Annotated in this window: 11 protein-coding genes; 5 read left to right on the top strand and 6 right to left on the bottom strand. The window is 75.4% G+C overall.

Features of this window, described 5'->3' with window-relative positions:
* From M0638_RS07650 to M0638_RS07635, 4 genes are all read left to right on the top strand, one after another.
* The coding region (locus M0638_RS07650) for an oxygenase MpaB family protein (RefSeq protein WP_345893007.1) at window positions 1-878 on the top strand (878 nt) is incomplete at its 5' end.
* A 253-nt stretch (window positions 879-1,131) separates the two neighbouring features.
* A complete protein-coding gene (locus M0638_RS07645) occupies window positions 1,132-1,335 on the top strand; it encodes a hypothetical protein (RefSeq protein ID WP_248666374.1) in 204 nt (67 codons plus the stop codon).
* A 312-nt stretch (window positions 1,336-1,647) separates the two neighbouring features.
* A complete protein-coding gene (locus tag M0638_RS07640; protein WP_248666373.1) occupies window positions 1,648-4,068 on the top strand; it encodes an AsmA family protein in 2,421 nt (806 codons plus the stop codon).
* A gap of 278 nt (window positions 4,069-4,346) precedes the next feature.
* Window positions 4,347-5,609 carry a cation:proton antiporter gene (locus M0638_RS07635; protein ID WP_248666372.1) on the top strand — a complete coding sequence of 421 codons (1,263 nt, stop codon included), beginning with the start codon at window positions 4,347-4,349 and terminating at the stop codon, window positions 5,607-5,609.
* Between the two features lie 36 nt (window positions 5,610-5,645).
* Here M0638_RS07635 and M0638_RS07630 read toward each other — a convergent pair whose 3' ends face one another.
* From M0638_RS07630 to M0638_RS07605, 6 genes are all read right to left on the bottom strand, one after another.
* Window positions 5,646-6,431, bottom strand: coding sequence for a hypothetical protein (locus M0638_RS07630; RefSeq protein ID WP_248666371.1), 786 nt, complete (start codon window positions 6,429-6,431; stop codon window positions 5,646-5,648).
* Between the two features lie 251 nt (window positions 6,432-6,682).
* On the bottom strand, window positions 6,683-7,759 hold the full coding sequence (locus tag M0638_RS07625; protein WP_248666370.1) for a tartrate dehydrogenase: 1,077 nt from the start codon (window positions 7,757-7,759) through the stop codon (window positions 6,683-6,685).
* Between the two features lie 127 nt (window positions 7,760-7,886).
* On the bottom strand, window positions 7,887-9,152 hold the full coding sequence (locus M0638_RS07620) for an arsenic transporter (RefSeq protein WP_248666369.1): 1,266 nt from the start codon (window positions 9,150-9,152) through the stop codon (window positions 7,887-7,889).
* A gap of 12 nt (window positions 9,153-9,164) precedes the next feature.
* Window positions 9,165-10,487, bottom strand: a complete 1,323-nt coding sequence (locus M0638_RS07615) for an MFS transporter (protein WP_248666368.1) — start codon at window positions 10,485-10,487, stop codon at window positions 9,165-9,167.
* Between the two features lie 148 nt (window positions 10,488-10,635).
* Window positions 10,636-11,925, bottom strand: coding sequence for an ABC transporter substrate-binding protein (locus tag M0638_RS07610; protein ID WP_248666367.1), 1,290 nt, complete (start codon window positions 11,923-11,925; stop codon window positions 10,636-10,638).
* A 308-nt stretch (window positions 11,926-12,233) separates the two neighbouring features.
* Window positions 12,234-14,246 (bottom strand): PHA/PHB synthase family protein, encoded by a 2,013-nt coding sequence (locus M0638_RS07605; RefSeq protein ID WP_248666366.1) that lies wholly within the window; start codon window positions 14,244-14,246, stop codon window positions 12,234-12,236.
* A gap of 450 nt (window positions 14,247-14,696) precedes the next feature.
* Here M0638_RS07605 and M0638_RS07600 point away from each other — a divergent pair, with 450 nt between their 5' ends.
* Window positions 14,697-15,191: a hypothetical protein gene (locus M0638_RS07600; protein ID WP_248666365.1), complete on the top strand. Its 495-nt coding sequence runs from the start codon at window positions 14,697-14,699 to the stop codon at window positions 15,189-15,191.
* Window positions 15,192-15,205: the final 14 nt, after the last annotated feature.

Here is a 15,205-nt window from a genome sequence, read left to right as displayed (position 1 = left end):
TGCTCCTTCCGGGCGCCCTGCGCCCCCTGCGACAGCGTATCGCCGCGACGGTCGTGGCGCTGTTCAACGACCAGGCGCGCGGCGAGCAGCCCGTGGCACGCCGCCCGGACGGGCTGTTCGGGCCCGGTGCCGTGTCGTGGCGGGTGCATGGCGACGTCGGCGCGATGATGGTGGGCGGCGTCGCCGGGCTGCTGCTGCAGATGCTGCACCCGGGCGTGCTGGCCGGGGTGTGGGACCATTCCCGCTTCCGCGAGGACATGCACGGGCGGCTGCGGCGCACGGCCCGTTTCATCGCCACCACCACCTACGGCAGCCGGGCGGAGGCGGAAGCCGCGATCGCGCGTGTCCGGGCCATCCACGGCCGGGTGCGCGGCACGCTGCCGGACGGCACGCCCTACGCCGCGGACGACCCGGCGCTGCTGGCCTGGGTGCACGTGACGGAGGCGACCGGCTTCCTCGACGCCTGGATGCGCTACGCCGAGCCCGGCATGGCCGCCGCCGACCAGGACCGCTATTTCGCCGAGATGGCCGTCATCGGCGCGGCGCTGGGCGCCGACCCGGTGCCGCGCAGCCGGGCCGAGGCGCGCCGGCTGATGCGGGGCATGCGTCCGGCATTGCGCCGCGACGCGCGCACCGAGGAGGTGGCCCGGCTGATCCTGCGGCGACCGGCGGCGAGCCCGGCCGTCGAGCCGGTGCGGGCGCTGATGTCACGGGCCGCCGTCGACCTGCTGCCGGAATGGGCCAGGCGCCTGCACGGGCTGCCCGCGCCGATGCTGGATCTGCCGCTCGTGCGGGCGGGCATGTTCGGCGTGGCGGGAACGCTGCGCTGGGCGTTCGGGCAGGGCGGCGCCGGAGCGCGGCAGCGCCGGGAGGCGTGAGCAAGGCGGAGGCGGCAGCCACCACCGCGGTGGCGAAGAGTGGCTGCCGATCGGCATGGCGGCCATCGACCCTGCCTGCGGATGGCGGGCCACTTGTGTGGGACCGGGACTCCTGACACCCTCGGCCCATGGCAGTCCCGAAATTCGCCTCCGGCCGTGTTATTTCGACACGCCCGAGCATGCCTCGCCTCCTTCCCGCCGATGCCGCCCGGGTCCCGTCCCCGACGGGAACGGGCGTCGCGGGTCCGCGCCCGTGAAGCGCCGCCCCCTGCTGCTGCTGCTCGGCTTCCTGGCCTTCGACGCCGCCACCATCCCGACCACCATGACCACCGGCTACGTCATGAAGTCCGCGTGGCGGATCGACGTCGTCCCCGGCGTGGACATGCTGCCCGACCAGACGCTCCATGGCGGGCTGCGGCGGGCCAGGCGCTGGATCCAGGCACACCGGCTGGCGTGATCCCGGACGCCCCTGTCGCGTTCTCCCCGGTGACCGGCGACACGCCGGCGCCGAGGCATGGAGAGACGGATTGCGGGACACGGTCGGCTCGGGACCGCGCGCGACCGGGGGGCAGGCCGGCACGCCCGTCGGCCTCGGCATCCGCGCATCGGGCCGGCGCGAACCGCCCCCACGGCTAGCCGCCGCATCACCCCCACGCCGCCGCGCTGCCGGAGGTGCCCGAAGGAGGGAAGCCGACGCAGCGATGGCTGCAACGAACGGGGGGAGGGCGCCAGGACGGCCGGGACGCAGCGGGCCGCGGGGGACGGGCGGTTGAAGCGGCGCATCCTGTGGCTCGCCGGCCTCGTCGTGCTGCTGGCGCCGCCGGCCGGGCTCGGCCTCGCCCTGGCCCTGCTCGACCCGAACGACCACAAGCCGCAACTCGCCGCCGCCGTCGAGGAGGCGACCGGACGGGCCTTCGAGCTGCGTGGCCCCGTGCGCATCGGCCGCTCGCTCTGGCCGACGGTCGAGCTGGTCGACGTGCGGCTGGCCAACCTGCCCGGCGGCAGCCGCCCCGACATGGTGCGGGCCGAACGGGTGGAGGCGCGCCTGTCCCTGCCCGCCCTGCTGCGCCGCCGCCTCCAGGTCGACAGGCTGACGCTGATCGGGCCGAACATCCTGCTGGAATACGTGAACGGCCGCCCGAACTGGGTGTTCGGGGCCGCGACCGCCGCCGACGCGGCGGGCGACGCGCGGCGTGACGGCGGGACCGGCGCGACCTCGCCCGCCGGCCCCGCCGTCGCGGTGCGCGTCGCCGAGGCGCTGGTGCGCAACGGCATGGTCACGCTGCGCCTGCCGCGCCGGACCCATGTGGTCGGCATACGCAGCCTCGCCTTCCTCCGGCCGATCGAGGGCGGCCCCGTCGAGCTCGCCACCGAGCTGGTCTACCAGGACAACAAGCCCTTCCTGCTGCGCGCCGACGCCACGCCGACCGGCAGCGTCACCGACCCCTGGGATGCGCGTCTCACCCTCGATGCCTTCGACGCCAGGGTCGCCGCCGCCGGGCGCGTGCGGCTGGCCGGCCCCTTCGACCTGCGCGTCGAGGGGACGGCGCCGGATCTGGCGCGCCTCAACGCCCTGTGGCCGGCGATGCGCCTGCCGGCGCTGCGGAAGCTGGATTTCGCGACCCACCTCGCCAGCGGCCGCGAGCCGGGCGACCTGCCGGTGATCGGGGAGACGCGGCTCCGCTTCGAGGGCGGCGATCTCGGCGACCGCGTGCCGGGGCTGCGGCTCGGGGCGCTGTCGCTGTCGCTGCCGCAGGCGGGCGGCACCGCGACGGTCGAGGGCAGCGGCCGCTACGAGGAGCGCGGCTTCTCCCTCGCCGGCACGGTCGGCGTGCCGGCGCGCCTGGACGAGAGGACGGCGGCCCCCTTCGTGATGCGTGCCCGGGCCACCCCGACGCGCGGCCGGCCGGCCGGCGAGCCGGCCAGGGAGGCAGCAAGCGGGGCGGCAAGCGGAGTGGCCAACGGAGTGGCCAACGGGGTGGATGGCAGCCTGCTGCTCGACGGCAGGCTCGCCCTGCGGGATGCCCGCTTCGACGGGCTGGACGCGGCGATCCGCCTGAACCTGCCCGACCTCGCCGCCTGGCAGCCGCTGCTGCCCGCGGTGCTGCCGCCGCTCACCGGGCTGGCGCTGGACGGCCGGGTCGTCCTGCCGGCCGACCTCGCGACGGCGCGGCTGCGCGACGCGGCCCTCACGGCCCGTCAGGTCGAGGCCACGGGCGAGGCGACGCTCGGCCTCGGCACGCGCCTCGCGCTGACCGGCCGGCTGCGCGCATCCCGGCTGGACCTGGACGCGCTGCTGGCCGGCGCCGCGGCGGCCGTCTCCCCGCGCGCCGCCGCGACCGGACCGCTGATCCCGGATACGCCGCTGCCCTGGCGCTGGGTGCAGGGCCGCACGGTGGACCTCGCCGCCCGCGTCGGCGCGCTGACCCTGAACCAGCAGGTCTGGCGCGACGTGGAACTGGCGCTGGAGGTGGCGGAGAACCGACTGCAGCTCGCCCAGCTCCGCCTCGCCATGCCGGACGGGCCGGCCGAGCTCTCGCTCAGCGCGGATGCCGGCGGCGGGGCCGCCACCGCGGCGGTGCCGGTCAGCCTGAGCCTGCGCGCGGCAGGCATCCCGCTCGGACTGGTGACCCGGACCCTGCGCCTGCCGGGCGAGGCGGCCGGCATGGTGCGGCTCGATGCCCGGCTGCGGGCGGAAGGGCGCAGCGCCCGCGACCTGGCGGCGACCCTGGACGGGCCCTTCAGCGCCACCATGCTGGCGGGCCGCCTGAGCAACGCCGCGCTGACGCGCATCGCCGCCGCGCCGCTGGAGGCGCTCGGCATCGAGGTGCCGGCGGCGGGGGAGACGGCGATACGCTGCCTCGGCCTGATCGGCGACTTCCATCGGGGCGTCGGGCGGATGCGGGTCATGGCGCTCGACAGCACCTATCTGCGGCTGCGCGGCGCCGGCCAGGTGGATCTCGGCGGCGAATCGCTGGAGATCGCCTTGCGGCCGCTGGCGCAGGTGGCCGGCTCGCCGGTCGAGGTGCCGGTGGTGGTGTCGGGCCCGTTCCGCCGTATCCAGGGCCGGCTGGATGCGGATGGCTTCGACCGGCTCGGCCTGCTGATCAGCGGCCTGCTGGGCGGCGACCGGCCCGACATCTGCGGGGAGCCGGGGCTGCTTCCCGCGCGGCCGGCATCGGACCGCTAGAGCGGATCGCCGGAGGGCGGCTACGCCCGAGGCGTGAATCCGCGCCGAGAACAATGAGCGTCAGCGAACCGCAGTCCCAACCGGACTGCGGTTCGCTGTAGGGCGGATCCGCCGGTCGGCCGGCACGGCCGGCCGCCGGCCATCGCGGTATCTGCGGACCGGCGGACCGCCCCCCTGCCCCATCCGCCGGCGTGGCCTGACCCGCGGCGCGACGGCGCTCGTTCCGGCGACGGCCGCGGCGAGGTAAGGCGGGGCCGAACGTCGCCGGAGCCGCCTGCTTGTCCGCCAGGGTCAGCCTTCTCGCCATCTCCTTCGCCATCGTGCTGCTGCCCTGGCTGTTGTGGCGGCTGCGCGCCGTGCGCCGCGTTGCGCCACTGGCCGTGGTGCAGATCCTGGTCGGCGTGGCGCTCGGCCCGTCCGGGCTCGGCCGGCTCGCCCCGGACCTGCACGCCGCGCTGTTCACCCGCCCGGTGCTCGCCGCCCTGGACGGCGTCGCCAGCCTCGGCGTGCTGCTCTACGTCCTCGTCACGGGCCTGCATCTCGACGTGGCGCTGCTGCGGCGGGACGGGCGGCGGCTCGGCGGCGTGGCCCTCGGCAGCGTGGCGGCGCCGCTGCTGCTCGGCGGCCTCGCCGGCTGGTGGATGCTGCACGCGATGCCGGGCGCGGTCGGGCCGGCCGGCGGCGGCCCGACCTTCGTCGCCTCGGTCGCCATCTGCATCGCGGTGACGGCGCTGCCGGTGCTGGCGGCCGTGCTGCAGGAGCTGGGGCTGCTCGCCACCCGCCTCGGCCAGACCGCGCTCGCCCTCGCGGCCCTGAACGACGCGGCGCTCTGGGTGATGCTGGCGCTGCTGCTGACCGTCGCGGGCAGCCACGGCGCCGGGGGGCTGGCCGGCCTCGCCGCCGCCGGGCTCTGGCTCGGGCTGCTGCTCCTCGCGGGGCGGCCGCTGCTCGGCCGTCTGCGCGACGTCGGGGAACGGGCGCGGCTGGTCATCGGCGTGTCGCTCGCCATCGCCTCGGCCGGCGTCTCGGAGGCGCTGGGAACGGGCTACCTGATCGGCGCCTTCGCTGCCGGCATCGCCATCCCGGCGGCCTGGCGGACAGCGCTGCTCGGCCGGCTGGAGCTGGTCACGGCGACGGTGCTGCTGCCCTTCTTCTTCATGGCCACCGGGCTCAGGGCGCTGATCGAGCCGGGCTCGGCGAGCTTCCTCGCCCTGCTGGCCATCGCCGTGGCGGCGACGGTGGCGGGCAAGCTGGCCGGCACGGCGCTGCCGGCGCGCCGCCTCGGCTTCACCCTGGCGGAAAGCCTGTCCCTCGGCGCGATGATGCAGACCAAGGGGCTGATGGAGGTGGTGGTGCTGGCCGTGCTGCACGATGCCGGGCTGATCGGCGGCCAGATCTTCTCCGCCATGGTGGCCATGGCGGTGGTCTGCACCGTGATCACGGCGCCGGCGGTGCGGCTGTGCCGGCACCTGGAGGCAGGGCGGCCGGCGCGCCCCCCGGATGGCGAACGCATCGCGGCCGAGGGGCGGCGGGCGGACTGAACCGCTGCCGCGCGCACCGTGCCGGCGGCGCGGCGGTCAGCCGCGCAGCAGCCCGGCCAGGGCAAGGCCGACCGGGATCATCTGCGGGATCACGCGGCCGGTGAAGGCATCCAGGGTGGCCCGCAGCGCCGGCAACTCGGCCTCGGGCACGGGCGAGGCGTGACCGACCAGCGGCAGCAGCGCCCTGGCCTCCCGGTGCGCGGCGTCGATGGCCGCCTCGCGGGCGGCGCGCAGGCTGCCATCCGCCAGGGCCGGCGCCAGCACCGGCTCCACCGCCGCCAGCAGCGCCGGCCAGAGCGCCAGATGCAGGTAGAGGCTGGGGATCACCCCGTCGACGGCGTCCGGATGCGAGGCCGCGAGGCGACGCACCGTGCCGGCCACGGCCGGCGGCAGCGTGGCCAGGGTCGGGATCGGCGGTACCGGCGGCAGCATCGGCGGCGGCGGCACGGGGGACCATGCGGCGGTGACCTCGCCGGGCGAGTCGAGCCGGCGGCGCAGCGCGGTCAGGACGAGAAGGTTGAGGATGTTGCCGCGGTTGTAGGCCGCGACGACGTCCGCCGCCCCCGGCTCCCCGGCCGACGGCAGCGCCGGCAGCCTCGGCATCGGCAACGCGGCCGGCAGCCTTTCGGCCGCCGCCGCGACGGCGCCCGAGCGCAGGGCCGGCCGCACCGACTCCAGTGCCCAGGCGAGCAGGCCCGGCCGGGTCGCCATCCGGCGCCAGATCAGGTTGACCAGCGGCAGCCCGGTGGCCTCGCGGAGCGCCGCGTAGTGGGCGGCGATCTCCGGCGGCGCCGTGGCCTCGCGCAGTTCGGCTTCGATCATGCTGCTTCCCCCCACTGTCGTTCCGCGACCTGCCGGATGCCTGCGCCGCCGGTGCCGGGGAGGTACCGGAAGCGCCTCCTCCGCCATCGTCGGTCGCCGGCAGACCCGCACGGCCCCTGCCCGGCGCCCCATATCGGCCGCCCCGCTTCCGGACCGCCATTCCGCCGGCACGGCGGGACCGGCGCGATGCGGGAGCAGGAGGGCTGGCCCGTGGAACCCTGCCCGGTCTTCCGGAGCGCCCGCCGCCCTGGTCAGTCGTTGGCCTGCCGCAGCGCCTCGCAGACGGCGTCGGTGACCTGCCGGGTCGTCGCCCTGCCGCCGAGATCGGGCGTGTGCAGCGCCGGGTCGGCGGTCACGCGCTCGACCGCCTTCATCAGCCGCGCGGCGGCGGCCGGCTCGCCGAGATGCTCCAGCATCATCGAGGCGGTCCAGAAGGTCGCCACCGGGTTGGCGATGCCCTTGCCGGTGATGTCGAAGGCCGAGCCGTGGATCGGCTCGAACATCGAGGGCGCGTCGCGCTCGGGGTTGATGTTGGCGGTCGGCGCGATGCCGAGTGAGCCCGCCAGCGCCGCCGCGAGGTCCGAGAGGATGTCGGCGTGCAGGTTGGAGGCGACGATGGTGTCGAGCGTCTGCGGCCTGATGACCATGCGCATGGTCATGGCGTCCACCAGCATCTTGTCCCATGTCACGTCCGGGAACTCGGCGGCGACCTCGGCCGCGATCTCGTCCCACATCACCATGGCGTGGCGCTGCGCGTTGGACTTGGTGACCACGGTGAGCAGCTTGCGCGGGCGGGACTGCGCGAGGCGGAAGGCGTAGCGCATGATCCGCTGCACGCCGGCGCGCGTCATGATGGACACGTCCTGCGCCACCTCGATCGGCAGCCCCTTGTGCGCACGGCCGCCGACGCCGGAATACTCGCCCTCGGAGTTCTCGCGCACGATCACCCAGTCCAGCTCCGGCCCGGAGACGTTGCGCAGCGGGCTGGTGATGCCGGGCAGGACGCGGGTCGGGCGGACATTGGCGTACTGATCGAGCGGCTGGCAGATCGACAGGCGCAGGCCCCAGAGCGTGACATGGTCCGGGATGTCGGGCGCGCCGACGGCGCCGAACAGGATGGCGTCGTAGGCACGGAGCCGGTCGGCGCCGTCCGCCGGCATCATCACGCCGTGCCGGCGGTAATAGTCCGAGCCCCAGTCGAAATCGGTGAATTCGAGCGTGAAGCCCCCGTCGCGCTCGGCGCAGACCTTGAGGACCTCGACGCCGGCCGCGATCACCTCGGGCCCGATGCCATCCCCGCCCATGGCGGCGATCCGATAGCTCGGCATGTCGTGTTCCTCCACAGGGCCGTGCCGCGGCGGGCCGGCCATTCGCGTCCTGCCCGCCATCTTCCACGCGCGAAGGCATCCTGCCTATTCCCCGGCCGGCAGGATCCGGCCCGGCGCCGGCCGCCGCTCAGAAGGGCTGGTGCAGCAGCGCCGCCAGGGCGAGCAGCAGGGCGGGCGGCATCACCAGCGCGCCCAGGCGCAGGAACTGCCACGCGCCGATGTCGAGCCCCGCGCGCCGGATCGCCACCAGCCACAGGATGGTGGCGAGCGAGCCCGTCACCGACAGGTTGGGACCGAGATCGACGCCGATCAGGATCGCCCCCGCGATGCGCGGCGGCACCTCGGCCGCCGCCACTACCGCCCCGGCCAGCAGCCCGGCCGGCAGGTTGTTGACCAGGTTGCTCGCCAGCGCCACCAGCACGCCGCCGCCCCAGCCGGCCAGCGCCGGGTCCGCCGCCGCCGTGTCGCGCAGCAGCCGCGCCAGCGTGGCCAGCAGCCCGGTCCTCTCCAGCGCCTCCACCAGCACGAACAGCCCGGCCACCAGTGGCAGCACGCCCCAGGAGACGTCGGCGACCACGCCGGCCGGCCCCTGCCGCGTCAGCAGCAGGACCAGCAGGGTCGTCGCCGTGCCGGCCAGGAAGGTCGGCAGGCCGAGGTCGCGCCCGGTGGCGGAGGCCCAGAGCAGCACCGCCGCCGTGGCCAGGATGCCCAGGCCCGCCGCCGCCCCGCCGCGCGGCAGCGGCATGCGCCCGGCCTCCACCGCGATCGGCTCGGCCAGGGCGCGGCGCTGGGTCAGGCGCAGCGCCGCCCAGGTCGCGCCGACCGCCAGCGCCGAGGGCAGCGCGAACAGGCGCAGCCACTCGGCCAGCGGCGGCAGGTGCGCGCCATAGACCACGAGGTTGGCCGGGTTGGAGATCGGCAGCACGAAGGAGGCGGCATTGGCCACGAAGGCGCAGGCCAGCAGGTGCGGCATCGGCCGCGCCCGCGCCGCCCGCGCCGCGGCGCAGACGGCGGGCGTCAGCACCACGGCGGTCGCGTCGTTGCTCAGCAGCGCGGTGATGAGCACGCCGATGCCGTAGACCAGCGCCAGCAGCCGCGCCGCCGAGCCGCGGGCGGCGCGCACCGCGAAGCCGGCCAGCCAGTCGAACAGCCCCTCGCGCCGCGCCAGCTCGGCCAGCAGCATCATGCCGACGAGGAACAGGTACACGTCCGCGCCGCGCCGCACGCCGCGCCAGGCATCCGCCGCCGGCAGCAGGCCGAGCCCCACCAGCAGCGCGGCGCCGGCGACGGCCCAGACCGCCTCGGGCCAGCGGAAGGGGCGCAGGATCACGCCCAGCGTGGCGAGCCCGGCGATCAGCCACACCGCCGCCGCGGGCGTCATCGCCGCGGTCACGCGCGGCCCACGCTACCGCGCCGGGACGGCGGCGGGCGCGGGAGCGGGAGCGGGGCCGGTGCGCGGGGCGGGATCGCGGGTCTCGGGCATGAGCAGCAGATAGCCGAGGAAGCCCGCCGCCGCGATGGCCGCCAGCACCAGGAAGGCGGCCGAGTAGCCGAAGCCGACGATCACCGCGCCCGCCAGCGTGGCGCTCAGCGCGGCGCCGAGGCCCTGGGCGGTGGCGACGGCGCCCTGGCTGACGTTGAAGCGCCCGGTGCCGCGCGTCAGGTCCGCCACCACCACCGGGAACAGCGCGCCGAAGATTCCGGCGCCGACGCCGTCGAGAAGCTGCACGCCCATCAGCCACCGGGGATCGTCCGAGAGGGTGTAGAGCACCCCGCGCAGCGCCAGGATGCCGAAGGCGACGAGGAAGAGCGGCTTGCGCCCCCAGGCATCCGCCTTCGCCCCCACCAGCATCGCCACCGGCACCATCACGCACTGCGCCGCGACGATGCAGCCGGCGACCAGCGAGGTGGCGTGGTCGCTGCCCACCACCGTGGTCAGCAATTGCCCGACCGAGGGCAGCATGGCGGCGTTGGCGAGGTGGAAGGTGGCCATCAGCGCGGCGAAGACCAGCAGCGGCCGGCAGGCCAGCAGCACGCGCAGCCCGGAAGGCTCCCCGTGTTCCGCCGCCTTCCCCTCGCCGGGGGCGGCATCGCGGTCGAGCCCGCGCGCCACGTCGTCGTCGATGGCGCTGGCCGGGATCGTCAGCATGGCGCCGATGCTCAGCACCGCCAGCGCCGCCATGATCCAGAACACCACGACCGGCCCGAAGAACACCGCCGTGCCGGCCGCGAGCGCCGCCGAGGCGGCGTTGCCCGCGTGGTTGAACGCCTCGTTGCGCCCGATCCGGCGCGAGAACGCCTTCGGCCCCACCACGCCGAGCGTGATCGCGGCGAGCGCCGGCGGGAACACCGCGCCCGCGATGCCGGCGAGCGACTGGGTGGCGGCGACGGCGTAGAAGTCGTCGATGAAGGGCAGCGCGAGGCAGCTCAGCGTCACCGCCAGCGCCGCCGCGATCACCACGGCGCGCTTGTTCCGCGTCCGGTCGATCAGCGCCCCCGCCGGGGTCTGCGCCAGCAGCCCGGCGATGCCGGCGATGGTCATCACCAGCCCGATCGTGGCCGGATTCCAGCCCCGCTCCGGCCCACGCACCGCCAGCAGGTAGATGGCGAGGTAGGGGCCGAGCCCGTCGCGCACGTCGGCGAGGAAGAAGTTGAGCCCGTCGAGGCCGCGCCGGATGCGCGGCGTGACGGCTTCGGTCGTGCTCGGCGTGGCGGCGGGCTGGCGCATGCGGCGATCCATGGTCGGAGCAACGCGGCAACGGCCCTGCCCGCCCCCGGTTCGCGCCGGCCCGCGCGATGCACGCCGCCGCGCGGGCCGGCGCCTCCCCTTCCCTGCCCCCGCGATCGGCGCCGGCCACGCCCGGGCCACGCCCCGGTCAGGTCCGGACGAAGGGGCAGCCGCCTTCCCGCAGCGGCCGGAAGGCCTCGTCCGGCGCCACGGTCGCCAGCAGCTTCAGCACGTCGTAGCGGTCGCGGCTCTCCGCCGGGGTCTTCACCTGCATCAGGTAGGCGGGGTGCAGCTTGCGGCCGTCCTCGCGGATTCGGCCGGGGCCGAAGCAGTCGTCGTCGGTCGGCATCGCCTTCATGCGCGCCACCACCGCCGCGCCGTCCGCGCGCTGCTCGAACCCCATGTCGGCCAGCGCCTTCAGGTAGTGCAGCGTCGCGGCGTAGATGCCGGCATTCGCCATGTTGGGCCACAGCGCCGGCGTCTTCGGCCGCACCCGGGCGTTGAAGGCGCGCGTGCGGTCGTTGAGGTCCCAGTAGTAGGCCTGCGTCGTCATCAGCCCCTGCGCCACCTCGAGCCCGAGGACGCGCACGTCGGTATCGTAGGTCAGCAGGCTGACGATGCTCATGCCGCGGTTGACGCCGAATTCGTGCGCCTGCTTGATCGTGTTGATCAGGTCCGCCCCCGCGTTGCCCAGCGCCAGCACGCCCGCGCCGGAAGCCTTGGCCCTGAGCAGCATCGAGGAGAAGTCGGTGGTGCTCGGGAAGGGATAGAAGGCGCTGCCAAGGACGCGGCCCCCCTGCCCCTCCACCACGGCGCGCGTGTCGCGCACCAGCTGCTGGCCGAAGGAGTAGTCGGCGGCGACGAAGTACCAGCTCGTCCCGCCCCGTCGCACCATCGCGGTGCCGGAGGACTTCGCCAGCATGTAGGTGTCCCAGGTCCAGTGGACGGTGTTGGGCGAGCATTGCCGGCCGGTCAGCTCCGCCGTGCCGGGGCCGGAGAGCAGCAGCGGCCGGTTCTTCTCCCGCGCGATGCCCGCCACCGCGAGCGAGGTGGCGGAGGTGTTCACGTCCAGCACCGCGTCCACCCCTTCCTGGTCGAACCAGTGGCGGGCGATGGTGACGGCGTTGTCGGCCTTGTCGAAGTGCTGGCCGAGCAGGATCTCCACGTCCCAGCCGCGGCCGGCCACGTCGAAATCCTCCAGCGCCTGCTGCGCGCAGGCCATGGAGGGGCGGTTCAGGTCCGCGTAGGGACCCGCCAGGTCGGTGATGATGCCGAGCTTCAGCTTCCGCCGCGTCGCGCCGTCGGCGCGCTGGGCCCCCGCGCCGTCGGCGCGCTGGGCCCCCGCGCCGTCGGCGCGCTGCGCCCGCACGCCGGTGGTCGCGCCCGCGGCCATGGTTCCCAGCGCCGCGCCGAGCGCGGACCGCCTCGTGATGCTCATGCCGTTTCCCCCGCCTGTCCGGGCGTGTCGTTCTTTCCTGGACCGAGGCAGGCTAGGTTCGATCGGTCGCCCGACACAATCGTTCCGTGCCGCGCGGGCCGGCCGTTCCCGACCGGGCCTGCCCCCCGGCAGCGGCCGGGGAGATCGAGAGGGGAAAGGCGGGAATTCCCCGCACCGGAGGGGATCCGGCGCGACGCGCCGACGGCCTGCTCGACAGGCCTCGCGGGAAGGGCATGGAGACGGCGGCCCGAGGGGCCGCCGCCCCCGGTGGAGCGGTCGGGGACCTCGCGAACCGCCCGGCAGGCGGCTCAGCCGGGCTCCTGGTCGGCGGAGGCCGCCCGGACATAGGAACCGGGTGCGTCCTCCAGCGCCGGCAGGCCGCCCCTGCCCGGTTGCCGGCCCGGCGACCCGGCCGGCACCTGCTCGCGCGACCGTGCCAGCACCCAGCGCTGCCAGTCCGGCCACCAGGAGCCGGACAGTTCCGTCGCACCCTCGAACCAGGCTTCCGGCTCCTCGGGCAGCGACTCCCCGATCCAGTAGCTGTAGCGCCCGGCCCCCGGGGGATTCACCACCCCCGCCACATGGCCCGAGGCAGCCAGGACGAAGCGCACCGCTCCGCCGGCCCCGCTCCCCGGTCTCCTCCGCCCCCCGCCCAGCAGCCGCGTCGCGCGGTAGACGGACTTCCATGGCGCGATGTGGTCCTCGCGCGCGGCCGTGACGTAGGCCGGCACGTCCACCCGGCCGAGGTCGAGCGGGACGCCATCCAGCACCAGCGCGCCCGGCTCGGCCAGTTCGTTACGCCGGTACAGGTGCTCCAGATAGAAGCCGTGCAGGCGCGACGGCATGCGCGTGGTGTCGTTGTTCCAGCGCAGCAGGTCGAAGGGGAAGGGCTCCTGCCCCAGCAGGTAGTTGCTGACCACGAAGGACCAGATCAGGTCGTTGGCGCGCAGCATGCGGGAGGTGGCGAGGGCGGCGGGCTGGCCCTCCCGGTCGCCCTCCTCCTCGATGGCGCGCATCTGCTCCTCGTCGATGAACACGCCCAGTTCGCCCGCCTCGCTGAAGTCGAGCATGCTGGCGAGCAGCGTGGCGCTGGCGATGCGCCGGTCGCCGCGCGCCGCCATCTGCGCCAGCACCGCCGCGAGCAGCGTGCCGCCGAGGCTGTAGCCGAGCGCGTTCACCGAGGTCTCGCCGGTCGCCCGCTCGATCGCCGCCAGCGCGGCGTAGGGGCCCTCGCGCATGTAGTCCTCGAAACCGCGCCCGGCGAGCGACGCGTCGGGATCGACCCAGGAGCAGACGAAGACGGTGTGGCCCTGCGCCACCGCCCAGCGCACGAAGCTGTTCCGCGGCCGCAGGTCGAGCACGTAGTACTTGTTGATCCAGGGCGGCAGGATCAGCAGCGGCCGGCGCAGCACGCTCTCCGTCGTCGGCGCGTACTGGATGAGCTGCATCAGCGCGTTCTGGAACACCACCTTGCCGGGCGTGGCCGCGACGGTCTCGCCGATGCGGAAATGGCGCCCGTCGCGCGCACCCGGCAGCAGCAGGGCGCGGCTGCGCTCCAGGTCGGCGAGCAGGTTGCTCAGGCCCCGCAGCAGGTTCTCGCCGCCGCTCTCGACGGTGCGGCGCAGCACCTCCGGGCTGGTGAAGAGGAAGTTCGACGGGCTCATCGCGTCGACGAACTGCCGCGTGTAGAACTCGACCTTCTGCGCCCCCGGGGTGCCGGACGGCAGGGCGATGCCGCCCGCCACCGTCTGGAAGTAGCGGGCGCAGAGCAGGTAGGACTGCCGGATGAAGTCGAACACCTCGTTGTCGCGCCACATCTGGTCGCGGAAGTGCCGGTCGCCCGGCTCGGCCTCGATCACCGGCTCCGCCGGCGCGCCGAGAAGCCGGCGCGTCGTGTTCTGCCAGAGAGTCAGGTAGTCCTGCCAGAAGCCGAGCTGCGCGCGCCCGATCCGCGCCGGGCTCGCCATCAGGCGCGCCGTCATCTCCATGAAGGCGCCGCCGATGTTGAGCGGGTCGGCCAGCGAGACGGCCAGGGGACGCCCGGCCGGCCGGCCGGGCGCCATGCCGAAGAGGCCGCCCGCCGGGCCGGGAGCGGAACCGGCCGCCGGCCGCGCCGCCGGCTCGCCGGCGGGGCCCTCGTCGGCGAGGCCGGCGGCGTTGGCGGCCTGGCGGCGCAGGAATTCGGCCACGATCTGCTGCCCGCGCGCGGCGACCTCCGCCATGGTGCGCGTCATCAGCACCGGGTCCGGCAGCGCGGCGCGGGGACCGACCGGGGCCGCGTCCTGATCCGCCGCGTCCTGGTCCGAGGGATGGTGAGCCATGTTCTGGAGCGTCCTCCGCGACGCCGGGGGGCGCTTCCCGCCCTTCCCCCGATTCGTTTTCATTGCAGCAACGCCACGCCTTCCGCCGAAGGTCCGGGCGGATGGCGGGAGGGGCAGGGCCTGCTCCCGGCGCCTTTGCCTCGCCTGCGGTTTCAGGTAATGGGACACCGGCTCGAAAGTAGGGAAATGATGCGCGCTGGCGTCGGCGGCAATGCCGCTTCCTGGCAAGCTAAGGGGCCCGGTGAGGCTGATCAAGCGAGCGTGACGGCCGGGCGGCCATGCCGCGACCGCAGCGCCCGGCGCGGCATGCCGCTTTTACCGCTCCGCGGCATGCTGCTTCCGCCGCTCCGCGGCATGTCGCTTCCGCCGCTCCGCGGCACGTTGCTTCCGCCGCTCCGCGGCACGTTGCTTCCGCCGCTCCGTGGCATGTTGCTTCCGCCGCTCCGCGGCATGGCACTGCTGCTGCCGCTGCTCGGCGCCGCCTGCTCGGTGCCGGAGGCGGTGAACCCGGTCGCGATCTACGATCGCATCACCGGCGAGACCTTCGCCCGGCGCACGCCGCCGCCCGGGCTGGACGACCCCTTCCCGCGGCTGGGCACGGTGCCGGAACGGCCGGTGCGGCCGGAGCTGCGGGCGCGCGAGGCGGTCTCGGCCGCCCTGGTGCAGGACCGCGAGGCATCGCGCAGGGCGCTGGAGCCGTCGGAACCCGCGCCGCCCGGCCTTCCCTCGCCGGGCCGGGCGCCCGGCGAGCCGGACGTGCCGGGCACGCCGCCGCCGCCGCCACGCCTCGCCGCCGCGCCGCCGATCCCCTGGGACGCAACGGCCGACAGCGGACTCGGCCCCGCCACCCCGGGCGCCGCGCCCGCCGCGCCCAGCATCGAGATCGGGCCGGCCCCGCCGGCGCCGCCGCCCCCCGATCTGCTCGGGCCGCCGCGCGCGCCGTGACGCCCGGCCCCGGT

Source organism: Roseomonas acroporae, from assembly GCF_023223525.1.
Classification (GTDB): domain Bacteria; phylum Pseudomonadota; class Alphaproteobacteria; order Acetobacterales; family Acetobacteraceae; genus Roseomonas_E; species Roseomonas_E acroporae.
This window is presented reverse-complemented; position numbering and strand designations above follow the sequence as displayed.